The 23,084-nt window shown below is 72.9% G+C and carries 24 protein-coding genes; 13 read left to right on the top strand and 11 right to left on the bottom strand.

Annotated features, from left to right (window positions below; genetic code table 11):
* The first annotated feature begins 175 nt into the window (after window positions 1-175).
* A complete protein-coding gene (locus AB0M95_RS12810) occupies window positions 176-1,810 on the top strand; it encodes a penicillin-binding transpeptidase domain-containing protein (protein ID WP_363762866.1) in 1,635 nt (544 codons plus the stop codon).
* Between the two features lie 45 nt (window positions 1,811-1,855).
* Here the strand turns inward: AB0M95_RS12810 and AB0M95_RS12805 are convergent, their stop codons facing one another.
* On the bottom strand, window positions 1,856-2,134 hold the full coding sequence (locus tag AB0M95_RS12805) for a DUF3040 domain-containing protein (protein ID WP_363762863.1): 279 nt from the start codon (window positions 2,132-2,134) through the stop codon (window positions 1,856-1,858).
* Window positions 2,135-2,250: 116 nt separating this feature from the next.
* Between AB0M95_RS12805 and AB0M95_RS12800 the strand changes: the two genes are divergently transcribed.
* The 3 genes from AB0M95_RS12800 (at window position 2,251) to AB0M95_RS12790 (ending at window position 6,317) form a co-directional block, all read left to right on the top strand.
* On the top strand, window positions 2,251-2,520 hold the full coding sequence (locus AB0M95_RS12800) for a hypothetical protein (RefSeq protein ID WP_363762860.1): 270 nt from the start codon (window positions 2,251-2,253) through the stop codon (window positions 2,518-2,520).
* A 106-nt stretch (window positions 2,521-2,626) separates the two neighbouring features.
* Complete coding sequence (locus AB0M95_RS12795) at window positions 2,627-2,764, top strand: hypothetical protein (RefSeq protein ID WP_358523402.1); 138 nt, start codon at window positions 2,627-2,629, stop codon at window positions 2,762-2,764.
* Window positions 2,765-3,017: 253 nt separating this feature from the next.
* Window positions 3,018-6,317: a PDZ domain-containing protein gene (locus AB0M95_RS12790; protein WP_363762857.1), complete on the top strand. Its 3,300-nt coding sequence runs from the start codon at window positions 3,018-3,020 to the stop codon at window positions 6,315-6,317.
* 123 nt (window positions 6,318-6,440) lie between these two features.
* On the opposite strand, the gene AB0M95_RS12785 is transcribed toward AB0M95_RS12790, so the two are convergent.
* Together AB0M95_RS12785 and AB0M95_RS12780 are read right to left on the bottom strand one after the other, a co-directional pair.
* Entirely contained in the window at window positions 6,441-6,599 is a 159-nt protein-coding gene (locus AB0M95_RS12785) for a hypothetical protein (RefSeq protein WP_363762854.1), read from the bottom strand.
* A gap of 110 nt (window positions 6,600-6,709) precedes the next feature.
* Window positions 6,710-7,612: a GDSL-type esterase/lipase family protein gene (locus AB0M95_RS12780; RefSeq protein ID WP_363762851.1), complete on the bottom strand. Its 903-nt coding sequence runs from the start codon at window positions 7,610-7,612 to the stop codon at window positions 6,710-6,712.
* A gap of 244 nt (window positions 7,613-7,856) precedes the next feature.
* Between AB0M95_RS12780 and AB0M95_RS12775 the strand changes: the two genes are divergently transcribed.
* Window positions 7,857-9,086 carry an isochorismate synthase gene (locus AB0M95_RS12775; RefSeq protein ID WP_363762848.1) on the top strand — a complete coding sequence of 410 codons (1,230 nt, stop codon included), beginning with the start codon at window positions 7,857-7,859 and terminating at the stop codon, window positions 9,084-9,086.
* A gap of 37 nt (window positions 9,087-9,123) precedes the next feature.
* Here the strand turns inward: AB0M95_RS12775 and AB0M95_RS12770 are convergent, their stop codons facing one another.
* From AB0M95_RS12770 to AB0M95_RS12755, 4 genes are all read right to left on the bottom strand, one after another.
* Entirely contained in the window at window positions 9,124-9,963 is an 840-nt protein-coding gene (locus AB0M95_RS12770; protein ID WP_363762845.1) for an ATP-binding cassette domain-containing protein, read from the bottom strand.
* Window positions 9,960-10,994: an ABC transporter permease gene (locus tag AB0M95_RS12765; RefSeq protein WP_363762842.1), complete on the bottom strand. Its 1,035-nt coding sequence runs from the start codon at window positions 10,992-10,994 to the stop codon at window positions 9,960-9,962. Before AB0M95_RS12765 ends, AB0M95_RS12770 begins: the two co-directional genes overlap by 4 nt.
* The gene (locus AB0M95_RS12760; protein ID WP_363762839.1) at window positions 10,991-11,980 is read right to left on the bottom strand and encodes a sugar ABC transporter substrate-binding protein; all 990 of its coding nucleotides are present in this window, start codon (window positions 11,978-11,980) and stop codon (window positions 10,991-10,993) included. The genes AB0M95_RS12765 and AB0M95_RS12760 overlap by 4 nt, the downstream gene beginning before the upstream one ends.
* Window positions 11,981-12,213: 233 nt before the next feature.
* Complete coding sequence (locus AB0M95_RS12755) at window positions 12,214-12,600, bottom strand: hypothetical protein (protein WP_363762836.1); 387 nt, start codon at window positions 12,598-12,600, stop codon at window positions 12,214-12,216.
* Window positions 12,601-12,868: 268 nt separating this feature from the next.
* Here AB0M95_RS12755 and AB0M95_RS12750 point away from each other — a divergent pair, with 268 nt between their 5' ends.
* Window positions 12,869-13,606 carry a GntR family transcriptional regulator gene (locus tag AB0M95_RS12750; protein ID WP_363762833.1) on the top strand — a complete coding sequence of 246 codons (738 nt, stop codon included), beginning with the start codon at window positions 12,869-12,871 and terminating at the stop codon, window positions 13,604-13,606.
* Here AB0M95_RS12750 and AB0M95_RS12745 read toward each other — a convergent pair.
* On the bottom strand, window positions 13,573-14,229 hold the full coding sequence (locus AB0M95_RS12745; protein WP_363762830.1) for a DedA family protein: 657 nt from the start codon (window positions 14,227-14,229) through the stop codon (window positions 13,573-13,575). The genes AB0M95_RS12750 and AB0M95_RS12745 overlap by 34 nt on opposite strands.
* 121 nt (window positions 14,230-14,350) lie before the next feature.
* On the opposite strand from AB0M95_RS12745, the gene AB0M95_RS12740 reads away from it, so the two are divergent.
* Window positions 14,351-14,995, top strand: coding sequence for a class I SAM-dependent methyltransferase (locus AB0M95_RS12740; RefSeq protein ID WP_363762828.1), 645 nt, complete (start codon window positions 14,351-14,353; stop codon window positions 14,993-14,995).
* Window positions 14,996-15,016: 21 nt separating this feature from the next.
* On the opposite strand, the gene menD is transcribed toward AB0M95_RS12740, so the two are convergent.
* The gene (gene menD, locus AB0M95_RS12735) at window positions 15,017-16,672 is read right to left on the bottom strand and encodes a 2-succinyl-5-enolpyruvyl-6-hydroxy-3-cyclohexene-1-carboxylic-acid synthase (RefSeq protein ID WP_363762825.1); all 1,656 of its coding nucleotides are present in this window, start codon (window positions 16,670-16,672) and stop codon (window positions 15,017-15,019) included.
* A gap of 187 nt (window positions 16,673-16,859) precedes the next feature.
* Between menD and AB0M95_RS12730 the strand changes: the two genes are divergently transcribed.
* From AB0M95_RS12730 to AB0M95_RS12720, 3 genes are all read left to right on the top strand, one after another.
* Entirely contained in the window at window positions 16,860-18,050 is a 1,191-nt protein-coding gene (locus AB0M95_RS12730) for an AMP-binding protein (RefSeq protein WP_363762822.1), read from the top strand.
* 78 nt (window positions 18,051-18,128) lie between these two features.
* Window positions 18,129-18,494 (top strand): hypothetical protein, encoded by a 366-nt coding sequence (locus tag AB0M95_RS12725; protein ID WP_363762819.1) that lies wholly within the window; start codon window positions 18,129-18,131, stop codon window positions 18,492-18,494.
* 289 nt (window positions 18,495-18,783) lie between these two features.
* Complete coding sequence (locus tag AB0M95_RS12720) at window positions 18,784-20,190, top strand: RNA polymerase sigma factor (RefSeq protein WP_363762816.1); 1,407 nt, start codon at window positions 18,784-18,786, stop codon at window positions 20,188-20,190.
* Between the two features lie 87 nt (window positions 20,191-20,277).
* On the opposite strand, the gene AB0M95_RS12715 is transcribed toward AB0M95_RS12720, so the two are convergent.
* Entirely contained in the window at window positions 20,278-20,676 is a 399-nt protein-coding gene (locus tag AB0M95_RS12715) for a hypothetical protein (RefSeq protein ID WP_363762813.1), read from the bottom strand.
* A 160-nt stretch (window positions 20,677-20,836) separates the two neighbouring features.
* Here AB0M95_RS12715 and AB0M95_RS12710 point away from each other — a divergent pair, with 160 nt between their 5' ends.
* Together AB0M95_RS12710 and AB0M95_RS12705 are read left to right on the top strand one after the other, a co-directional pair.
* Window positions 20,837-21,487, top strand: coding sequence for a TetR/AcrR family transcriptional regulator C-terminal domain-containing protein (locus AB0M95_RS12710; RefSeq protein ID WP_358523440.1), 651 nt, complete (start codon window positions 20,837-20,839; stop codon window positions 21,485-21,487).
* Window positions 21,488-21,812: 325 nt separating this feature from the next.
* Complete coding sequence (locus AB0M95_RS12705) at window positions 21,813-22,013, top strand: DUF5999 family protein (protein WP_358523442.1); 201 nt, start codon at window positions 21,813-21,815, stop codon at window positions 22,011-22,013.
* Between the two features lie 12 nt (window positions 22,014-22,025).
* Here the strand turns inward: AB0M95_RS12705 and AB0M95_RS12700 are convergent, their stop codons facing one another.
* Window positions 22,026-22,619, bottom strand: coding sequence for an alpha/beta family hydrolase (locus tag AB0M95_RS12700; protein WP_363762809.1), 594 nt, complete (start codon window positions 22,617-22,619; stop codon window positions 22,026-22,028).
* Between the two features lie 81 nt (window positions 22,620-22,700).
* Between AB0M95_RS12700 and AB0M95_RS12695 the strand changes: the two genes are divergently transcribed.
* A complete protein-coding gene (locus AB0M95_RS12695) occupies window positions 22,701-23,078 on the top strand; it encodes a hypothetical protein (RefSeq protein ID WP_363762806.1) in 378 nt (125 codons plus the stop codon).
* The last annotated feature ends 6 nt before the right edge of the window (window positions 23,079-23,084 follow it).

Raw genomic sequence — 23,084 nt, 5'->3', positions numbered from 1 at the left:
CCGGCGGCCTGTACCGCCGCGTGCCCCGCGGACCGGGCTCTGGACCCCGCGCTCTGGACCCGCGGTCTGGATCGCCGCCCGGCGAGGCGGTGACCAGCACCGTTTCCGGCGTCCCCCGCGGCCGGCGCACCGGCCGCGCTAAGCTCGTGCCGACGTCGAGACACCGGGGGGCTTCGTGCGGCGCGGCCGTATCATCGCGATCACGTCCGTCGCGACCGTGCTGGTCGCCGGCGCCTCGGCCGGTGGCGCCTACTACGTGCTGCACACGCGGGGCAGCGCGGCCGAGACGGCGGCCCGCTTCAGCGCCGCCTGGTCCCGCGGCGACCTGACGGCCATGCGCGCCGAACTGGCAGCCCCGGCGAGCGGGTTCGAGGCCGCCTACGCCGAGCCGGTCAAGAACCTCGGCGCCACCCGCACCGCCGTGCGGCTGGGCCCGGTCACCGAGACCGGGGACGACCGCGCCAAGGCCGCCTACACCGCCACGCTCACGCTGAAGAACATCGGCCGGTGGACCTACACCGGCTCCCTGGACCTGGTGGTGACCGACCGCCACTGGAAGGTCGCCTGGACGCCCGCCGCCGTGCACCCGGCGCTGACCGGCTCCACCCACCTGGCCCTGAAGACCACCTGGCCGCAGCGCGCCGCGATCGAGGACGCCTCCGGGGCCCGCATCGACGGCACCGGCGCCGGCGGCTCGGTGCAGCAGCTCGCCGGCTACCTGGACAAGGCCACCGCCAAGGACGTCGCCAAGCTCGGCTCCGCCTACAAGGCGGGCGACCCGGTCGGCAGGGGAGGGCTCCAGGAGACCTTCCAGAAGGATTTGGCCGGGGTGCCGACCACCCGCATCGTGGTGACCGACGGCTCCAAGAAGACCCTGCACACGCTGAAGACGATCGAGGGCTCCCCCGGTAAGCCGGTGCGCACGAGCCTGGATCCGGGGGTGCAGCGCGCCGCGGCCGCCGCCGTCCGTGACCTGGACAAGCCCACCTCCCTGGTGGCGATCCGCCCGGTCACCGGCGAGATCCTCGCCGTGGTCAACAACCAGGGCGGCTTCAACCGGGCGCTGGACGGCCGCTACCCGCCCGGGTCGACGTTCAAGACCGTCACCGCGGCCGGCCTGCTCGCCGAGGGGCTCACCCCCGCGCAGAAGGTCACCTGCCCCAAGCAGGTCAACGTCGGCGGGCTGCCCATCCGCAACTCCGACCACGAGTCCTTCGGCTCGCTGACCTTCCAGGACTCCTACGCCCACTCCTGCAACACCACCTTCGCCCCCCTGGCCGCCGAGCACCTGAACGGCGGCGGGCTCCAGCGGTTCGCCACCATGATGGGCTTCAACCAGCCGCTCGCCATCGGCGTCCCGGCCACCAAGGGCAGCATGCCCAGGCCCACCGGGCTCGCCGACCTGGCGGCCGAGTCGTTCGGGCAGGGCCGCATCACCGCCAGCCCGCTGGTGATGGCGGGCGTCGCCGCGGCCGTGGCCGACGGCACCTGGCGCCCGCCGACGCTGGTGCCCTCGCTGGCGCAGAAGGCCCAGCCGCAGGAACTGCCGGCCGGGGTCGCCGAGAAGCTGCGCGCCATGATGGCGGCGGTGGTGAACGAGGGGACGGCCAAGGGCGCCGGGCTCCCGGCCGGCACCGCGGGCAAGACGGGCACCGCGGAGTTCGGCACGGGGCCCAAGCTCGACTCCCACGCCTGGTTCATCGGCTTCCGCGGCGAGGTCGCCTTCGCCGTGGTGGTCGAGGCCGGAGGCATGGGCGGCGCGGTGGCCGCCCCGGTCGCCGCCCGCTTCCTACGGGGCCTTCCCGGCTGACCCCCGCGGCCCACGGGCGCGGACCGGCTCGCACGGGCCCGGGTGTCACATGGGCAGGGCCGCCGCGTCGCCGCGGAACACCATGATCAGCAGCGTCGCGATGAGCGTGGCGATCAGCAGCCAGCTCACCAGGATGATGATGGTCGACCTGCTCGGACGTCTGCGGCGGCGGCGGGCGCGGGCGGCGCGCTTGCGGTCGCCGGCCTCTTTGCGCACCACGCGCTCGTTGAACGACTCCAGCCGGGCGGCGAGCCTGGGGTCGTCATCGGTGAGATAACTCTCGATCTGGGCAAGCATTCGCTCCTCGTCCTGCGACCAGGCCATGCCTAACCTCCCGGCAACGCAAGCGGTGTGACGACGTTTCTCCCCATCATGAAGATCTTTAGCCATTTGTTGAACCCCTTTTGCCCGGCGGTTCCGGGAGTTGCGATCTCAGTCGAATGCCTGTTCTAATCAAGCTCATGCGCTGGGACAACCTGCGCCTGACCGGCCCGCCGGAGTCCTCAGAGCCCTCACCGGCCTGCGGGCCTGCGGGCCCGGCCCCGGGCGCCCCGGCCGTGCCGCCGATCGCCCGCGGCGTGGTCGCCAAACGATTCGACACCCCGGAGTTCCGGGGCATGACCTTCTACGAGATCCAGGCCCGCTCGATCATCAACCGGGTGCCGGCGGCCGGCCGCGTCCCGTTCGAGTGGACGATCAACCCCCCTTAAATAGACATATGGGTGATTGGCTGCGGTGATGGGTATTTAATGCCCGTGATGCACGCTTTATGGTGCATTGTCATGCAATAGCAGACCCATGCGTTCGGGGGGAAACATGGCCGGAACACGAAAGAAGTCCGCCAAGGCCACCGGAAAGGCCAAGAAAGCGGCCATCAAGGCCACACGCGAGACCAAGCAGAATAAACGCGAGGACGAGGACAAGCGCGAGGCGCGGCCCGACGAGGCCCGATGACCTGACCGGGCATCGCCCCTGGCCGTCCGCCCGCCCCTCAGGGCGGACCCGGTGATCCCCGGTTCACGGGCAGGTCCCTGTTCAGGCACCCGCCGCCGGACCGGCGTACGGCCGTGTTAGCTTTTCGTGCTATATGACCGTATTCGCCGGGTACGTGGTTTCCCTTCGCGGCGAAGAGAGCCGTTCACGTCTCGACGTGAACGGCCCGGGTGCCTGATCATGGAAACCCCCGTCCCCCCGAACGCGAGGATCGATGTCCGCATACGCCCGCTTCCCCACGATCTTCGGTGACGAGATCGTCTTCGCCTCCGAAGACGATCTCTGGATGGTGCCCGCCGCCGGCGGCCGCGCCTTTCGCCTGACCGCCGGGGTCGCCGAGGCCGGATATCCCCGCTTCTCCCCCGGCGGCACCCAGATCGCCTACGTCGGGCGGGAGGAAGGCCCCGAAGAGGTCTACGTCATGCCCGCCGAGGGCGGCGCCGGGCGCCGGATGACCTACGACGACGCCATGTGCACCGTCACCGGCTGGGACCCCGGCGGCGCGATCGTCTACGCCAGCGACGAGGCCCAGCCCATCGGCCGCCGCCGCTGGCTGCACCGCGTCGACCCGGCGACCGGCGTCCGCGAGCGCCTGCCCTACGGCCCCGCCAACACCGTCTCCTACGGCCCGGGCGGGGCGGTCGTCCTCGGCCGCAACACCGCCGACCCCGCCCGCTGGAAGCGCTACCGCGGCGGCACCGTCGGCGACCTGTGGGTGGACAGCGACGGCGGCGGCGAGTTCACCCGCCTGATCACCCTGGCCGGCAACCTCGCCTCCCCCTGCTGGGCCGGCGAGCGCGTCTACTTCCTGTCCGACCACGAGGGCGTCGGCAACGTCTATTCCTGCACCCCCGAGGGCCAGGACCTGCGCCGCCACACCGACCACGCCGACTACTACGCCCGCAACCTCTCCGGCGACGGCCGGCGCCTGGTCTACCACGCAGGCGCCGAGCTGTACGTCCTGGACCCCGACGACGGCGAGGCCCGCCGCGTGCACATGCGGCTGGGCAGCCCGCGCACCCAGCGCAACCGCAGGTTCGTCCCCGCCGCCCACTACCTCGACAGCGCCACCCTGTCCCCCGACGGCAGCGGCCTGGCCATCACCACCCGCGGCAAGGCCTACTCCTTCGCCGGCTGGGAGGGCCCGGTCCGCCAGCACGGCGAGCCCGACGGCGTCCGCTACCGCCTGCTGACCTGGCTGAAGGACGCCGAACGCCTGGTGGCCGCCGCCAGCGACGAGGGCGACCGCGAGGTGCTGATCGTGCTCACCGCCGACGGCAGCGCCACCCCCCTGCGCCTGGACCACCTGGACACCGGGCGCGCGATCTCCCTGACCGTCTCACCCGCGGCCGACCGCGTCGCGCTGACCAACCACCGCAACGAGCTGCTGGTCGTCGACCTGCCCGCCGGCGGGGAGGCCACGCTGACCGTCGCCGACCGCAGCGGCTTCGGCCGCATCGAGGACCCCGCGTGGTCCCCGGCCGGCGACTGGCTCGCCTACACCCGCCCCGAGTCCGCGCAGACCACCGCGATCCGCGTGTACGAGCTCGCCACCGGCGAGTCCCGCCTCGCCACCCGGCCGGTGCTGCGCGACCGCGCGCCCGCCTTCGACCCCGAGGGCCGCTACCTGTACTTCATCGGGGAACGCGTCTTCAACCCGGTCCGCGACGAGCTGCAGTTCGACCTCGGCTTCCCGCTCGGCACCCGCCCGTACGCGGTGGCGCTGCGCGCCGACGTCGGCTCGCCCTTCGTCCCCGAGCCGAAACCCCTGTCCGGCGACGGCGGCAAGGACGGCGACGGCAAAGGCACGGACAAGGGGACGGTCGGGGGCAAGGGCGACGACTCCGACAAGCAGGCCCCCGCAGGCCCGGACGGGGCGCAGGACGCCGCCGGATCCGCCGCGCAGGACGATCCGGACGGCCCGCGCCTGCGCATCGACTTCGACGGCATCGACCGCCGCGTCGTCGCCTTCCCGGTCGCCGAGGGCCGCTACGACAGCGTGGCCGCCATGAAGGACAAGGTGCTGTTCACCTCCTCCCCCGTCGAGGGCAGCCGCGGCGACGACTACGCCGACCCGGTCACCGGCACCCTGCAGGCCTACGACCTGACCCGGCAGAAGCTGGAGACCCTGGTCTCGGGCGTCACCGAGTTCCAGCTCGGCCGGGACGGCACCACCCTGCTGTACCGCGCGCGACACCGCCTGCGGGTGATCAAGGCCGGCGAGTCCCCCTCCGACGACGACTCCCCGAGCAGGGCCGGCGGCTGGATCGACCTGGACCGCGTCAAGGTGTCGGTCAGCCCCGACGCCGAATGGCGGCAGATGTTCCGCGAGGCCTGGCGGCTCCAGCGCGAGCACTTCTGGGCCGACGACATGTCCGGCATCGACTGGGACGCCGTCTACGACCGCTACCTGCCCCTGGTCGACCGGGTGGGCACCCGCGGCGAGTTCTCCGACCTGCTGTGGGAGGTGCAGGGCGAGCTCGGCACCTCCCACGCCTACGAGAGCGGCGGCGAGTACCGCCCCCGGCCGCACTACTCCCAGGGCAAGCTCGGCGTCGACTGGTCCTACGCCGACGGCGCGCACACCATCGCCGCCATCGTCCGCGGCGACCCGTGGGACCCGGACGCCACCTCCCCGCTCAACCGCCCCGGCCTGGACGTGCGGCCCGGCGACACCGTCGTGGCGATCAACGGGCGGCCCGTCGAGGGCCCCGACGGCCCGGCGCGGCTACTGGTCAACCAGGCCGGCCAGGAGGTCGAGCTGACCATCCGCCGCGGTGACGCCCCGCCGCGGCGCGTCACCGTCAAGGCGATCGCCGACGAGCAGCCCGCCCGCTACCGCGACTGGGTGGAGGCCAACCGGCGGCGCACCCACGAGCGCACCGGCGGCCGGGTCGGCTACATCCACATCCCCGACATGGGCGTCGACGGCTACGCCGAGTTCCACCGGGGCTTCCTGGCCGAGTACGACCACGAGGGCCTGGTGGTGGACGTCCGGTTCAACGGCGGCGGCAACGTCTCCAGCCTGCTGATGCAGAAGCTCGCCCGGCGGCGGCTGGGGTACGACTTCCCGCGCTGGGGCGTGCCCGAGGCCTACCCCTCAGAGTCCCCGCGCGGCCCGATGGTGGCGATCACCAACGAGTTCGCCGGCTCCGACGGCGACATCTTCAGCCACACCTTCAAACTGCTCGGCCTCGGCCCGCTCATCGGCAAGCGCACCTGGGGCGGCGTGATCGGCATCTGGCCGCGCCACCGGCTCGCGGACGGCACGGTCACCACCCAGCCGGAGTTCTCCTTCGCCTTCGACGACGTCGGCTGGCGCGTGGAGAACTATGGCACCGACCCCGACATCGAGGTCGATATCACCCCGCAGGACTACGCGCGCGGGGTGGACACCCAGCTGGAGCGCGCGATCGACGTCGCGCTGGAGCGGCTGGCCGAACAACCCGCCCACGCCCCCCGCCCGGCGAGCCGCCCCCACCTGGCCGTCCCACCACTGCCCCCACGCACCTGACCGTCCCGCCGATGTTCCCGCGCCTTTCGGACACCGCGCGGGCGCTCGGTTCGTTGTGAGAGTTGGCGTGGCGCGGATTCTCCAGGGAGGGGTGAACCCGGGCCACGCCCTTTACAATGTAGATCACATACGCGCCTCCCCCGCCTTCCCACTTCCGACCTGGACGGGGGCTTCACCCGACATCCCGATCGTGCTGGACGAGTGCGGCCCCGTGGCGATCGGGATGGCGGGGGCGTCCACGACGATCGTGCCGGTGGGCAGGCGGCGAGCCGGGACGGGCATCTTGCCCTCCCGGAACCACCGGTAGGCGGTCTGCGGGTGAATTCCCTGCGACCGCCCCCACTCAGCCTGGCCTCACGCCGTCATCAAAACATGCGTTCGCTCGTATCCGCTCACGATCGCGACCGGTTCCTTGCCCCCGCCGGATGCCGGCTACCGGCCCTGGCGCCGGAGGCGAGCGGCTCGCGGGTGAGCGTTCCGGGGTCCCACGGGAAACCGGCCTTGAACGTCGCCCGGGCGAGCGCCTGCTGGCCGTCGGCGTTGGGGTGGAAGAAGTCCCACTTGCTGACCTCGTCCAGCGTGAAGGGGTAGGCGAACACGGCGCCGCCGTCGGTCCTGCACCCGGGCCCGTACGCGGCGCACGCCTCGGCCAGCGCCTCGTTGTAGTCGCGCACCCGCTCGCGGACGCGGTCGCGGCGGGCCCGGTCCTTCTTGGCGGCGGAGGACGCGCGGGCCAGCATCGCCGGGCAGATGTGGCCGATCGCCCAGAACGAGCGGGCCACGACGTTGTCCTTGCCCAGGCGCCACAGCCGCTTGATGTCGGGGATGCTCGCGGCGAAGACCTTCGCGCCCGTGGGGGCCAGCACGGCCAGGGCCCGCTCGACGCGGGCCCGGTACGTCGGGACGGGCGTCATCCTGGACTCCTCGCCCGCGCAGGCGTCCTGCGCGCCGATCAGGATCGTGACGTAGGCCGCCTTGGCCGCCACGGCCTTCTCGGCCTGGGCGGCCAGCTCGGCGCTGGTGGACCCGGGCACGGCGAAGTTCAGGTTGTGCCCCTTGACGGCCTGGTCGATCGCGAGCATGCGCAGGTAGTGGCTGTTGACGCCGGCGTCGTCCCCGGACGACCACGACCGCGAGGCGCAGGGGACGTACCAGCCGCAGGCGTTGAAGCCCGCGCTGATCGAATCGCCGAGCGCCGCCATCACCGGGGGCACCGGATCGGCCGCCGCCGCGACGGCCGTCAGGGGGGCGCACACCACCGCGGCGGCCAGGACCAACGCGATCTTTCCGACCATGGTCACCTCTATCTGGGACGATCGATCCTGAGCAAAAGATCGGCTACCAAGGTAGAGATCACGGGCGGCCCGCTCTATGACCTGTGGGCGAGGCGTTGCTACCGTTGACCGAGTTCCTATCGTGGCTTGACAGGGCCCGCCACGTGTGTAGACGCGGATGACGTCCGATCACGCCGTCCCCGCGGGGGCGGTGAGACCGGCACCCGATGTCGAACACGTTCAGATTCCGAATAAGGTGGGCAGAGTGAGTGTCGCGCTCGGGATAACCCGCCCCCCGCTGGTTCGCAGCGTCCCCGTCCATCACGCGGAAGATCTGATCGCGCGACTGCCGCAGGCCCCGCCCTACGCCTGGGTGCACCAGGGCGAAGGGCTGGTGGCCTGGGGCGAGGCCGCCCGGGTCTCCGTCCCGCCCGGCGCGGGCCGCTTCGAGTGGGCGCGGCGCTGGCTGGCCGAGGTGTTCGGCGAGGCCCACATCGACGACGACGTGCACGTGCCCGGGTCGGGGCCGGTCGCCTTCGGGTCCTTCACCTTCGACCCCGACGCCGCCGGGTCGGTGCTGGTGGTGCCGCGCGTGGTGCTCGGCCGCAGGGACGGCCGCGCCTGGCTGACCACGGTCGGCGAGCCGCCCATCGACCTCATGACGCCCGCCGTGCCGCCCGGCCGGGTGGTGTACGGAGACGGGTCGCTGTCGGCGCCCGGCTGGCAGCACGCCGTGGCGCGGGCGGTGAAGGACATCCGGGCGGGCAGGCTGGAGAAGGTCGTGCTGGCCCGCGACCTTCTCGCCACGGCCGAGCGCGAGATCGACCCGCGCGTCCTGCTGGAGCGCCTGGCCCGCGCCTACCCCGACTGCTACACCTTCTCGTGCGCCGGGCTGGTCGGCGCCACGCCTGAGCTGCTGGTCCGGCACACCGGCGAGTCGATCGAGTCGCTGGTGCTGGCCGGCACGACCTACCGGGGCGCCACCCCGGCCGGGGACCGCGCCCAGGCCGAGGCGCTGTTCGCCTCCGCCAAGGACCGCCACGAGCACGCCTGCGCCGTCGCCTCGGTGCGCGACGCGCTGACGCCGCTGTGCGCGTCGCTGTCGGTGCCCGAGGAGCCGGAGCTGCTGGTGCTGCCCAACGTGCAGCACCTGGCCACCCGCGTGCGGGGGCGGCTCGCGGCCGGGGCGTCGGTGCTGGACGTGGTCGCGGCCATGCACCCCACGGCGGCCGTCGGCGGCACGCCGACGCCGGTGGCGCTGGAGGTGATCCGCGAACTGGAGGGCATGGACCGCGCCGGGTACGCCGGGCCGGTCGGCTGGATCGACGCCCGCGGCGACGGCGAGTGGGGCATCGCGCTGCGCTGCGCCTACGTCGAGGGCCGCCGGGCGCGGCTGTTCGCCGGCTGCGGCATCATGGGCGGCTCCGACCCCGAGGCCGAACTCGCCGAGGCCCAGGCCAAGTTCCGCGTGATGCGCTTCGCCCTGGAGGGCTGACCGGCGGGCGGCCGTCCGCGGCCCGCCGGCCGAGGTGTCAGGACGTCCCGGGGGCGGGGGCCGTCGCCGGGCCGTCGCGGCCTGGTTCGTGGGCGAGTTCGTGGGTGAGGTGGTCGAGTTCGGCGCCGCCGGCCATCAGGGACGTCAGCTCCTCTCTGGTGATGTCCGCCTTGGCGAACCGGCCGAGGCTCGTCCCGCGGTTGAGGACCAGGAAGCGGTCACCGACGGGGTAGGCGTGGTGGGGGTTGTGGGTGATGAACACCACGCCGAGGCCGCGGTCCCGCGCGCGGGCGATGTGGCGCAGCACCACGCCGGCCTGCTTGACGCCGAGCGCCGAGGTCGGCTCGTCCAGGATCAGCGCCCTCGCCCCGAAATGGACCGCCCGGGCGATGGCGACCGACTGGCGCTCGCCGCCGGACAGCGTGCCCACCGGCTGGTCCACGTCGCGGATGTCGATGCCCATGCCGCGCAGTTCCTCGCGGGCGACCCGCTTGGCCCGCGCCACGTCGAAGCGGCGCAGCGGGCCGGTGACCGGCTCCGAACCGAGGAAGAAGTTCCGCCACACCGACATCAGCGGGATCATCGCCAGGTCCTGATACACGGTGGCGATGCCGCGGTCCAGCGCCTCGCGCGGCCCGCCCAGGCGCACCGGCGAGCCGTCCACCAGGTACTCCCCGCTGTCGTGGGCGTGCACCCCGGCGAGGATCTTGATGAGGGTCGACTTGCCGGCGCCGTTGTCGCCGAGCACGCAGGTCACCTCGCCCGCGCGCAGCACCATCGACACGCCGCGCAGGGCGATCACGTTGCCGAACACCTTGCCGACCTCGCGCGCCTCCAGCAGGGGCGGGGCGGGGGGCGCCGGGGAGGGAACGGTCATCGTCGCGCCTCCTCGGCGTAGCGGCGCACCAGGCTGTTGGCGAGCGTGGCCAGCAGGAGCATGGCGCCCAGGAAGAACTTGAACCAGTCGGCGTCCCAACCGGCGAACACGATGCCCTTGTCGGCCATCCCGAAGATCAGCGCGCCGATCGATGCGCCGACCGCCGAGCCGTACCCGCCGGTCAGCAGGCATCCGCCGATCACCGCGGCGATGATGTAGATGAACTCCTGGCCGATGCCCGTGCCGGCCTGCACCGAGCCGAAGCGCAGGGCCGTGATCGAGCCGACCAGCCAGGCGGCGGTGGCCGTGGTCATGAACAGGCCGATCTTCACGCGGGCGGCCGGGACGCCGACGGCCCGCGCCGCCCGCTCGTCGCCGCCGATCGCGAAGATCCAGTTCCCGGCCCTGGTGCGCATCAGCACCCAGGTGGCCAGGGCCGTGACCGCCAGCCACCAGAAGATCGCGACGCGGAAGTCGACCCCACCGGCCGTGACCGACCCGGCCAGCACCGCGCGGGCCCCCTCGTACCCCTCGGCCCGGCGCAGCCCGCTCACCTGCACGGTGCCGGTGATCGCCTTGGTGAGGCCGAGGTTGAGCCCTTGCAGCATCAGGAACGTGCCGAGCGTGACGATGAAGCTCGGCAGCCTGGTGCGCACGACCAGCAGCCCGTTGAGAAAGCCGATCGCCAGCGCCGGGACCAGGCCGGCGAGCATGGCGAGCCACACGTTCCAGCCGAACCGGGTGGCCAGCGTCACCATGACCAGTCCGGTCGTGCCGGTCAGCACGCCCGCCGACAGGTCGAACTCGCCGCCGATCATCAGCAGGGCGATGGCGACCGCCATGATGCCGAGGGTGGAGGCCGGGTCGAGCCAGTTGGCGACGCCGTCGGCCGAACGGAAGACCGCCGACCGGGAGGAGAAGAACGCGAACACGGCCAGGGCCCCGACCACCGAGCCGAGCTCGGGGCGGACCAGCAGGCGCCGGAGCACGCCGGCGCCCGCGAGCCGCTCGTCGGCGGGGACGCTGGTCACCGGGTGCCCTCCAGGGCCAGCTCGGCGACCTGGGCGGCGTTGTCCTTGGTGACGAAGCCCGGCCCGGTGTTCACCGGCAGGCCGCCGCCGACGGTGTTGAGGTTGTTCTTGTACAGGTAGAGGAAGGTGATCGGCAGCCAGCCCTGCAGGTACTGCTGCTGGTCGACCGCGAAGAGGATCTGCCCGGTCTGGATGGAGTCGACGACATCCGCCGACAGGTCGAAGGTGGCGAGCTTCGCTTTCGACCTGCCGTCGGCGATGGCCTCGCGGGCGGCGACGGCGATCGCGGGGTTCAGCGTCAGCACGCCGTTGACGGAGGTGTCGGCCTGCAACCTGGCCTTGATCTTGGAGGTGGCGTCGGCGAGGTTGCTCACGTCCACCTGCAGGCGCTCGACGGTGCCGCCCAGCGTGGCCGTGGCGCCGTTGCACCGCTGGTCAAGGCCGACGTTGCCGGCCTCGTGGATGACGCACAGCAGCTTGGTCACGCCCTCGGCCTTGAGCTTCTCGCCCGCGCCGCGCCCCGCGACCTCCTCGGACTGGCCGACGTGGGTGATCGCGCCGAACTCCTTGGAGCTGTCGCCGCCGGAGTTGATGGTGATGACGGGGATCTTGGCGGCGACGGCCTTGGTGACGGACTCGCGCAGCGCGTCGGGGTTGGCCATCGAGACGACCAGGCCGTCGGCCTTCTGGCTGACCGCCTGGTCGATGAGCTGGGCCTGCTTGGCGGGGTCGCCGTCGCCCTGGTAGGTGACCGCGGCGCCGTACCGCTTGCCCGCCGCCTCGGCGCCGTTCTTGACGACGTCCCAGAAGGGGTCGCCGGGCGCGCCGTGCGTGATGACGGCGTAAGTTCCGCCGCCCGTCCCCGCCTGCCCGCCGGTGGACGACGCGGAGGCGCTCGCCTGCCCGCCGCCGTTCTCGCCGGAGCATCCGCCCAGCACCAGCGCTCCCAGCACCGCCGCCGTGATCAGTCGTGTGACACGCGTCATTGGTTACCTCCCGCTCCGTCCTGGGGGGACGGTGATCGGCCGCATGTCAGCGTTTGTAACCTCGTGTAACCTCGCTGTCAATTATTTGTCGTGACATTCGGATGTATTGGGTATGCCGCCTTAAGATTTGTCAGGACATACTGACAAATCGATCCCCCGGTACCCCGGCGGACCACCCCGGGCACGAAGAAAGCCCGGCGAACCATCTCGCCGGGCCGGGAGCATTGCCGGGTCTACTTCAACGTGCGCACGATGTCGAGGATCTCGTCGAGCTTCGTGCCCTGCTCATCCAGTTTCTTCGTGTGCCCGCCCACGGTGGTCGCGAGCCCGTCTACCGTGGTCGTGAGCCCGCCCACCGTTGCCGTAAGCCCGTCCACCCTGGTCGTGAGCCCGTCCAGCTTCTTCGTGTGCTCCTCCAGAGTTCTCGTGTGCTCGTGGACGGTCGTGGCGAGGCCGTCCAGGATCTTCGAGTGCTGGGCGAGGGTCACCGTGTGCAGGTTCTGCTGCACACGGATTCCCTTCAGATCGTCGACCACGGCCATGTAGAGGCCGCTCGCGGCCTCGGCCCTGCCCGACGCCTGACCGGCCACGTAGGACGCGGCCACGGCCTGATCACGCACGGAGCCGAGCATGGACGTCGACCTCGGCAATGCGCAGTTCAAGCTCAGTCGATGACATCTTCATTCCCTCCACACCCGAAGACTAGCGCCACCACGTGACGGAGCGCACGCGATTGGCGACTGTACGTGAAAACATCTCACTGTGCGGGGTGTGGCATGACTCGCCGGCATCACGGTCGGTCCGCCCGCACGGCGGCGTTTTTGTCCGGACATCTTGATGTCCGCTACCCTGGTCCCTCAGCGATCTGGAACGGAGCCGGGAGAAGGCATGGGCACTCGACTCGACATCGATCTCGATCGCTCAAGTCCCGTTCCGCTGTACTTCCAGGTGGCCGAGCAGATCGCCGAGGCGATCCGGCGCGGCGACCTCGCGCCCGGCGCCCGGCTCGACAACGAGATCCTGCTGGCCGACCGGCTCGGGCTCTCGCGTCCGACGATCCGCCAGGCGATCCAGTACCTGGTGGACAAGGGGCTGCTCGTCCGCAAGCGCGGCGTCGGCACCCAGGTGGTGCACGGCCAGGTCAAGCGCTCGGTCGAGCTCACCAGCCTGTACGACGACCTGCGCCGCGCCGGCCAGGAGCCGACCACCCGCGTGCTGTCGCTGCGGCCGGTGGGCGCGGACGAGGAGATCGCGGGCGTCCTCGGCGTCCCGGCGGGCACCGAGGTGCTGCGCCTGGAGCGGGTGCGCTACGCGGCCGGCGAGCCCCTGGCCCTGCTGCACAACTGGCTGCCGGCCGTGGCGGGCCTGACGTCCGAGGCCCTGGCCGAGCGGGGGCTGTACGAGCTGCTGCGGGCGGCGGGGGTGCGGATGCGGGTGGCCAACCAGCGCATCGGCGCGCGGGCCGCCACCCCGGCCGAGGCCCGGCTGCTGGACGAGCGCCGGGGCGCGCCACTGCTCACGATGGTGCGCACGACCTACGACGACCAGGGCAGGGCCGTGGAGCACGGCTCGCACGTCTACCGGGCCTCGCACTACTCGCTGGAGGTCACGCTCATCGAGCGCTGATCGGCGTCCCCCGCCGCGGGTTCCGCCAGCCGGGCCGCGCGGCGCCTGAGGAACAGCGTGGTGCCGATGCCGAACAGGAGGGCGACGACGAGCGCCACCCAGGAGAAGCCCTTCAGCCAGCGGTCGGCCGCCATGCCGAGGTAGTAGATGACGCCCGTCGTGCCGGCGGCCCAGGTGATGCCGCCCAGCACGTTGGCGACCAGGAAGCGCCAGTACGGCATGTGCAGCGCGCCCGCCAGCGGACCGGCCAGGATGCGCAGCAGGGCGATGAAGCGGCCGATGAAGACGGCCCACATGCCCCACCGGTCGAACGCCTGCCGGGCCTTGGCGACGTGGGCGGGGCCGAAGTGCTTGGGGAAGCGCCGGGACAGGCGGTCGAACAGCGGCTGCCCGCCCTTGCGGCCGATGGCGTAGCCGATGGAGTCGCCGATGATCGCGCCCGCGCTCGCGCACACCGCCACCCACACCGGGCTGACGGCGTGGTGGGCTGCCATCAGGGCGGCGCTGACCAGGACGACCTCCCCGGGCAGCGGGATGCCCAGGCTCTCCAGGCCGATGACGCCGCCTACGATCACGTAGACCCAGATCGCGGGGATCGCCTGGAGCCACTCCTCGACATGCATGACTCACACCCTATGTCGTGGGATGAAACGGGTTTTACATACTCAAGGAGATCTGACCTACGCGTGACGTAAGAATCGCCGGTCTCCGGGGCATAGGCAGGGCGTGGCGTGGAGGTTGCTCATGGACGGCTGGCGTCGGGCCCGGCTCACCGCGGTGATCTACGACTTCGGCATCGCGCACGAACGGCTCGGCAGGCTCGGCGGCAGGCTGCTGTGGGGCGCGGACATGCGGCGTTTCTACCGTGACCTGGACCGCCCCCGCAAACCGGCGGACGGGGACCGCGTGCTGGACGTCCCGTGCGGCGGGGGCACCGCCTTCAGGAAGCTCGAACCCGGGGTGAGCGGGTACGTGGCCCTGGACCTGTCGCCGCTCATGCTGCGCCGGGCCCGCGACCGGGCACGCCGTGGCGGCCTGCACGGCATCCGGTTCCTCCAGGGCGACGTGGCCGGCCTGCCGTTGCGCGACGGCGAGTTCGACCGGTGCCTGAGCTATTTCGGCCTGCACTGCTTCCCCGACCCGGCGGCGGCCCTCGCCGAGATGGCCCGCGTCCTGCGCCCGGGGGGCCGGTTGCGCGGGACGGCCGTCGTGCGCGGGGGCGGGCCGCGGCAGGACGCGCTGATCCGGCTTTTCCAGCGGATCGGGACCTTCGCCGCCGTGGGCACGGCCCGGGACCTGCCCCGCTGGCTGGAGGCGGCGGGCTTCGACCGCGTCGAGGTCGACCGCGACGGCGCGGTCGCCTACTTCTCCGCCCGCCGGGCCCCGTGACCCACCGCCCGGGCGCCCGCTCTAGCCCCCGGCGCGGACGGCCTCGTGGGCGGCGTCGCGCAGCAGCGCGTGGATCCGGGCGTTCTCCTCGCGGTCGGTGCGGGCCTCCACCAGGCGCAGGCCCTCGCCCCGGATCGCCTTGGGCAGGTCGCCGATCGAGGACACCAGGGTGTGCGGCGTACCCGTGGCGGCGGCGACGTAGGCCAGGTCGACGCCGTGGGGGGTGCCGAAGACGCGTTCGAAGGACTCCGGCAGGCCGGCCTGGGGCAGCAGGGAGAAGATGCCGCCGCCGTCGTTGTTGACGACGACCAGGCACAGGTCGGGGCGGGGCTCGCGGGGGCCGAGGATGAGGCCGTTCTGGTCGTGCAGCAGCGTCAGGTCGCCCAGCAGGGCGTAGGACGGGCCGTTGTGGGCGAGCGCCGCGCCGACCGCGGTGGACACCAGCCCGTCGATGCCGGAGGCGCCGCGGTTGGCGAGCAGGCGCAGGCCGCGCCGGGGCCGCATGGCCTGGTCCAGGTCGCGGATCGGCATGGAGGAGCCGCAGAACAGCAGGGAGTTGTTGGGCAGCAGCTCGACGAGGTCCCGGGCCAGGCGGGGCTCGCTGATGCCGGTGTCGTCCAGCACTCCGTCCACCGCGCGCCGCGCGGCCGCGTCGGCGGCGCGCCAGGACTGCAGCCAGCCGTCGTCGCCGGCGGCCGCGGCGATCTCGACGGCCTCGGCGACCTGGGTGGCCGAGCGGGTCGGGTCGGGCCAGCGCGACATGTCGCGGGCGACCACGACGTGCTCGGGCGCCCGCTTGAGCCAGGACAGCAGCGGGCGCGACAGGCTCGGCCGCCCGAGCGTCATCACGACGTCGGGGATGTGGGCATCGGCGAACTCCGGGACGCCGAGCAGGAAGTGGTAGGCCGAGATGGCGTTGTCGCCGTAGCGGGCGCCGCCGCTGGGCTCCGACAGCACCGGCCAGCCCGCCATGCCCGCGGCGGCGACGTACCGCCGCACGTTCACCGCGCCGTCCCCGACGACCAGCACGCCCCGCCGGGTGGGGGTGACGTGCAGCCCGGCCGAGGGCGGCGCCACCCGGGCCCGCACCCAGGGCCCGCCCGCGTCGCCGTCCAGCGGCTCGCACCAGGAGGTGTCGCCGTCGGGGATCAGCGGCTCGCGGTAGGCGAGGTTGAGGTGGACGGGGCCGGGGTCGCCCGGGCCGAGGGCGCGCTGGTAGGCGCGGCAGGCCAGCGAGCGCCAGTAGGCGACCTGCCCGGGGCGCTCCTCGGGGACGCCGACCTCGGCGAACCAGCGCACCGACGCCCCGTACAGCTTGAGCTGGTCGATGGTCTGGCTGGCGCCGGTGCCACGCAGTTCGGGCGGCCGATCGGCGGTCAGCAGCAGCAGCGGCACCCCCGACTCGCTCGCCTCGATGACCGCCGGGTGGAAGTTGGCGGCGGCGCTGCCGGAGGTGCAGACCAGCGCCACGGGCCGCTCGGACCTGCGGGCCAGGCCGAGGGCGAGGAAGGAGGCCGACCGTTCGTCGATGCGGACGTGCAGCCGGACGCGGGAGTCGGCGTGCGCCGCGATGGCCAGCGGCGCGGAGCGCGAGCCGGGGGCGAGCACGATGTCGGTCAGCCCGCAGCGCACCAGCTCGTCGACCAGGACGTCGCTGAGCGCCGTCGCCGGGTTCACCGGCCCTCCTCTGGCGCGCTCGGCCGGACCGGAGGGTTCGCCGCGGCGGGGACGCGCGGGGCCGTCATCGAGCGGCGGGGACGGCGCGGTTGCGGTCGACAACGCCCACGATCAGTCTCGCTCCTCACTGCGCCCGGCGCCGGCGCAGCGCGCGGGGAGGCCTCTCATCGGGACTAACCTTACGACCGTGAGTGAGCGACCGGTGCACGCGGTGGTTTCCGGCCCCGGCCCGCTGGTGGTGCGGAAGGTCCGCGAGGCGCTGCTCGGCGGCGGCCCGGCCGTGCTGCCGCTGGATCCGTCCCTGCCCGCCCCGGCGCTGCGGGCCGCGCTGGAGGCGCTGCGCCCGACCCATCTGGTGACCCCCGGCGAGGTCCGGCCCCTTCCGGGCGGGGTCCCCGCGGCGGACGGGGTCGCGGTGGTCATCGCGACCAGCGGGTCCACCGGGGCGCCCAAGGGGGTGGAGCTGACGGCCTCGGCGCTGACGGCCTCGGCGTCGGCCTCGCTGGCGCGGCTCGGCGCCCGGCCCGGCGGGCGCTGGCTGTGCTGCCTTCCCCCCTCCCATGTCTCGGGTCTGCAGGTGCTGGTCCGGGCGCTGCTCGGCGGCTCCGAGCCGCTGGTCCACGAGCGGTTCGTCCCCGAGGCGGTGGCGGCGAGCGGCGCCGACCACGTGTCGCTGGTGCCCACCCAGCTCCGGCGCCTGCTGGAGGCGGGGGCGGACGTGTCGGGGTTCCGCACGATCCTGCTCGGCGGCGCCGCGGCCCCTCCCGGGCTGGTGGAGGCCGCCCGCGAGTCCGGCGCGCGCGTGGTCGGCACGTACGGCATGAGCGAGACGTGCGGGGGGTGCGTGTACGACGGCGTCCCGCTGGAGGGCGTACGGGCCGATGTGGGGCCGGACGGGCGGATCCGGCTGGCCGGGCCGGTGCTGTTCTCGGGGTATCGGCTGCGCCCCGACCTGACGGCGGCGGCGCTGGACGGCGGCTGGTATCTCACCTCCGATCTCGGGGCGTTCCAGGACGGGCGGCTGCGGGTGCTGGGCCGGGTGGACGACGTGATCACCACCGGGGGCCGGAAGGTCGTGGCCGGGGCGGTCGCCGGGCTCCTGGCCGGGCATCCGGCGGTCCGGGAGGCCGTCGTGGTGGGCCGTCCTCACCCGGAGTGGGGTCAGGAGGTCGTCGCGGTGGTGGTCGCGGCCGACCCCGCCGCTCCCCCGGCCCTCGCCGAGCTCCGGTCGCTGGTGAAGACGCGCCTGCCGGGGTACGCGGCGCCGCGGGCGCTGGCGGTGGTGGACCGGCTGCCGCTGCTCCCGAACGGCAAACACGATCTCGTCGCCATACGTACGCAGATTTCCGGGTTTGTTGGCATAAGCGATCCTTCTTGACCACAATGTCCCGTCAAGGGAACCGGAAGTGATGTCCAGCGCGTCATACGGACAGGCTGGATCAGGAAGGACGCCTCGATGAACCCAACCCGCAAGATGTGGATCTCGGCCGGAGTGGCCGGTGTGGTCCTCGCCGGGGGCATCTCCGTCGCGGCCGCCGCGGCGTCCGGACGGGTGGACAGGTCCGAGAAGACCGGCCAGGAGCCGTCGCAGGCGACCCCGGGCCCGGGTGAGGCTCCGGGCCAGATCCCCGGCCCCGAGGTGCCCCAGAACGCCGAGCCGACCCGCTCGCCGGAGAAGTTCGTCGTCACCGACCCCGATCTCAACTCGGACCCGGGCAAGGTGGCGGAGTACTGGACCGAGAAGCGGCTGGAGAGCGCCGAGCCGATGCCGATGCCCGTGCTGACGCCCGAGAAGACCCCCACGAAGACGCCCGGCAGCTGACGCCGCGCGATCACGCCGGGGAGGCGGGCCACCTCGAGGGGGCCCGCCTCCTTTCATGCCGGGGGCCGGGACGCCCCCGGGCAGGGCGGTGCCGGACACCCGATCGAGGGCAGAGGGCACCGCGACCAGGCAAGACGAGCCGGGAGATCAGGAGTCGCCCGGTCACGGTGTGGCGGGTCGCGGGAACAAAAGACGGCGTCGGGCGTTATTGATACTGGTGCGCCGAACGCGAACGCCGCGCCATCCCATCGAATGAATCAGGCGACTCCGTGACGGAGGAGGTGTGCTCATGCCCCGAACTGCCGCGGCGGCCTCGACCGAGCGCGAGGCGCCCTCGACGACCCTCGACCGCGTTCTCGACAGAGGCCGAGCTCAGGGGCACCTTTCCCTCGCGGAGCTGCGCGAGGCGTTCTCGTCGGCGCGGATCAGCCCGGCCAAGGGCCGTTCGATCCTGCGCGAGCTCACCGAGGCGGGCGTGAACCTCGCCGCGGAGGACGAGCCCGCCCCCAAGGCCGGCGACCCGGCGAGCGATACTCGTAAGAGCACCACTGTGAAGACTACCGCGAAGAGCGCAATGACCAGCACCACCATCACGCCCGCCGGCGGCTCCGGCGCCTCCGAGACCACCGCCGAGCCGCGCCCCCGGCGATCCGCGCGCAAGACGGCCGCGCCCGCACCCGCCACCGCGCCGGTCGCCCCCGACGACGGACCCGGCCCCCAGGACAACTGGGAGGAGCCCGACGAGCACGAGCTCCAGAACGAGACGCTCGACCTGGACGACCAGTCCTCGGTCATGGGCGACTCTGTGCACACCTACCTCAAGTCCATCGGCCGCCGCACGCTGCTGACCGCGGCCGAGGAGGTCGAGCTGGCCAAGCGCATCGAGGCCGGCCTGTACGCCGAGCACAAGCTGGAGACCGGGTCGCCGGGCGAGGACGAGCGCACGGAGCTGGAGTGGGTCGTCGAGGACGGCAGGCGCGCCAAGGACCACATGCTCGAGGCCAACCTGCGCCTGGTCGTCTCGGTGGCCAAGAAGTACACCGACCGGGGCATGGCGCTGCTGGACGTCGTCCAGGAGGGCAACCTCGGCCTGATCCGCGCGGTCGAGAAGTTCGACTACTCCAAGGGGTACAAGTTCTCGACGTACGCGATGTGGTGGATCCGCCAGGCGATCCAGCGCGGCTTCGCCGACTCCGCCCGGACGATCCGCCTGCCCGTCCACGTCCTGGAGCTGCTGTCCAAGCTGTCGCGCGTCGAGCGCGACATGCACCAGCGCCTGGGGCGCGAGCCGACCCCCGAGGAGCTGGCGGTCGAGCTGGACAAGACCCCCGACCAGATCGAGGAGCTCCTGCGCACCAGCCGCCAGCCGATCAGCCTCAACGCGACCATCGGCGAGGACGGCGAGACCACCATCGGCGACCTGATCGAGGACGTCGACGCCCCCGAGGCCTCGGAGGTCGTCGACCGGCAGCTCCTCGGCGCCGAGCTGCGCGGCGTGCTGGACAACCTGACGCCGCGCGAGGCCAAGATCATGGCGCTGCGGTTCGGCCTGATCGACGGCAAGCCGCACACGCTGGACGAGATCGGCAAGCACCTGGGGCTGACCCGGGAGCGCATCCGCCAGCTCGAGAAGGAGTCGCTCAGCAAGCTGCGCCACCCGAGCAACACCCGGCCGCTGCTGGACTGGGCGAGCTGACGACGCAGCCCGGCCGGTGAGCCGGCGGTCACGGCCTCCGCCCCGCACGGGATGGAGGCCGTTCGCGTCTCGGGGCGCCCCGCGCGGCTAGTGCGCGGAGGCGCCGCCGGCGGGGGTGGAGACGAACGGGCGCGGCACGCGGACGATGCCGGTGAGCCGGTTCTCTTCGCGCAGGGTGCGCAGCCGGTCGACCTCGGCCACCCAGCGGGCGCCCTCGGGGGTGGCGACCCCCTTGCGGCGCCGGATGCGGTCGTCGTACGCCCGCACGCCCAGGGTCGCCCGCTTGGCGGCCTCGGCGGTGCGCAGCGCGTCGGTCAGCGCCCGGTCGAAGGCCAGGCCCGCGGCGCACAGCTCGGCCGCGCCCGCTTCCTCGGCCCGCGCCCGGCGCAGCGCGCGCTCGGCGTCACGCGCCTTCTCCAGCACCTGGGCGAAGCCCTTCCCGACCTCCTGGTCGGCGTGGTGCCTGACCTCCGCCTCCCGGCTCACCCTCGGACGGAAAAACGCCATCGCCTGCCCTTTCTCGGCACTTCGCCGGTGATCCGGCGTTCGTCGCTCGCCCTAGCGTACGCCGCCTACGGAGGGGCCGGGCCGCCGGTACGGCGTGGCGCCCTTTACAAAGTAAGCCACTGTGTGGATCATGACCTGTATGCCGGCGAAACGACCTCCCGTCCCCCTGTCCCGCGAGCGCATCATCGAGGCGGCGCTGCACATCGCCGACGGCCAGGGCCTGCGGCGGCTCACCATGCGCAGGCTCGGCGACGCGCTCCAGGTGGAGGCGATGGCCATCTACCACCACCTGCCCCGCGGCAAGGAGGCGCTGATGGACGCGCTGGCCGAGCACGTCACGACCGTCGCCGTCGATCCCTCAGGTGCGGCGGGCTGGCAGGACGTGGCCCGCGCGTGGGCCCGGGCGAGCCGCGCCGCGCTGCTGGAGCACCCCGGGGTGCTGGCCCTGGCCCTGACCAAACCCCCGCGCGGCACGGCGCTGATGGCGATCCGCGAGCAGGCCGAGCAGTTGGCCGCCTCCGGGCTGGGGGACGCCGCGGCGGCCGTGCGCGCGCTGCGGGCGTACGTGATGGGCAGCGTCGCGGTGGAGATCCAGCGGTCCGGCTGGGCCGCGCCGGCGGGAGACGACGGCGACGGGGACGGCGCGGAGTTCGCGAACGGCGGGAGCGGCGGCCCCGGCGGCGCTAGACTCGGCGGCGCGACGGCGGCCCGTCCCGAGTCCGGGGAGGAGGCCGTGGAGGCCTTCGAGCGGGGGCTGGACGCCCTGCTCAGGGGGCTTGCCGAGGCGTAACCATACGTTTATCCGTTCGGCGGCGAGTCGTATTGAGACCGTTATCTTCTGTCGGGCACGCTTGTGTCGCAGGTCACACGGCACGAGACCGGCCCGGCGGCCCCCTGGACCCCCCTAATCGAAGGATCTAAACCGTCCTAATGGGCTATGTCGCCCGCGTGTGACCCGCAGCACACTTACTCTGTAAGTGTGCGTCAGCACACACGTCGACCACACAGCGTTCGGCCCCGTCCGACGGGGGCGGGGGAATCGGAGCGGGCAGACGCGCCGTCGCCGAGGATCCCGGCCGGACACCAGACCGAGAGAGAAATCCGGAGGCACGCCGATGTGCCCGCATGAGCCGTCCTGTCCGAGCACCACCGCACCGGACCGCGAAGCCGCCCGCACGATCGCGGCGCACCCCGAGCAGGGGTGGAGCCTGCTGTGCAACGGCATCGTGCTTTTCGAGGACACCGGGGAGCTCCTGCCCGACGGCGCGGTCATCGCCCCGCACCGCCCCACCGACCTCGCCATCAGCGCGGCCTGACCGGCCCGCGGTTCACCCGAACCGGGGGCCGAGCCACTCCGCGACCACCTCGCCCACCCGGGCGGGGTTTTTCTTGAATTCATGTCCTTCCCCGGCGAGCACGACCCGCCGGGCGGCGTCCGCCTCCTCGGGCACGCCGAACGGGTCGCGGTCACCGCTCACCACGAGCACGTCCACGCCCGCTTCGCGTAGTTCACCGGCCCGCGAGCGCTCCGGCCTGCCGGGCGGGTGCAGCGGGAAGGCCAGCGCCACCACCGCGTCGGCCGAGACGGCACGGGCGGTACGGCAGGCGACCCGCGCGCCGTTGCTCCGCCCGCCCTGCACCAGGGCCAGGCCAGGGAACCGGCGCCGCAGCGAGGCCACCAGCGCGGTCCAGGACTCGTCCTGCTTGACCGCCGAGCCCGGGGCCCGGGCGCCCGCGACGCGGAACGGCTGGAGGACCCGCGCGACGGTCCCGCCGATCTCGCCGGCCGCGTCGCGCACCGCCAGCAGGTCCGGCGCCTCCACTCCCCCGGACGAGCCGTGGGTGAGCACGAACAGGAACCGCGGGTCGCGCGCCTTGTCGACCTCCACGATCGCCGGCCCGTTCGGCGTCACGATGCGCATGGCCCACACCGTACCTGGGAAGGACCCCGCTACTTCTCGCGGGGGATGCCATGGCCCGCGCCGCCGTGACAGATTAGGGCGGTGCCGGATAATCCACGTGACGAGCTGCGCGCCACCGTCGAGGCGCGGCGGGACCTCGGGCCCGAGTACGAGAACGTCCTGATCGAGTCGTTCCTGGAGAAGCTCGACCATACGATCGAGACCAGGGTGCGCGCCGAGATCGCCGCCCAGCGCGGGCCCCAGGGGTACGCCCCGCCGCCCGGCGACGCCTATCCCCCGCCGGGCAAGGGCCCCAAGCAGGTCGACGCGATGATCCCGATCGCGCTCGGCTCGCTCGGCATCGGCGTGCCGCTCACGGCGATCGCCGCCCACCAGGGGGGGCCCGGCGGGCTGTTCCTGGCCTGGGCGGGCATCGTGATCGTCAACGTCGCCGCCGCGCTCGGCCGGCGCCGCCGCTGAGGCCGG

It is taken from the genome of Sphaerisporangium sp. NPDC051017 (assembly GCF_040683095.1).
Taxonomy (GTDB): domain Bacteria; phylum Actinomycetota; class Actinomycetes; order Streptosporangiales; family Streptosporangiaceae; genus Sphaerisporangium.
Note: the sequence above shows the minus strand (reverse complement) of the source record. Positions and strands in the feature narration are given on the sequence as shown.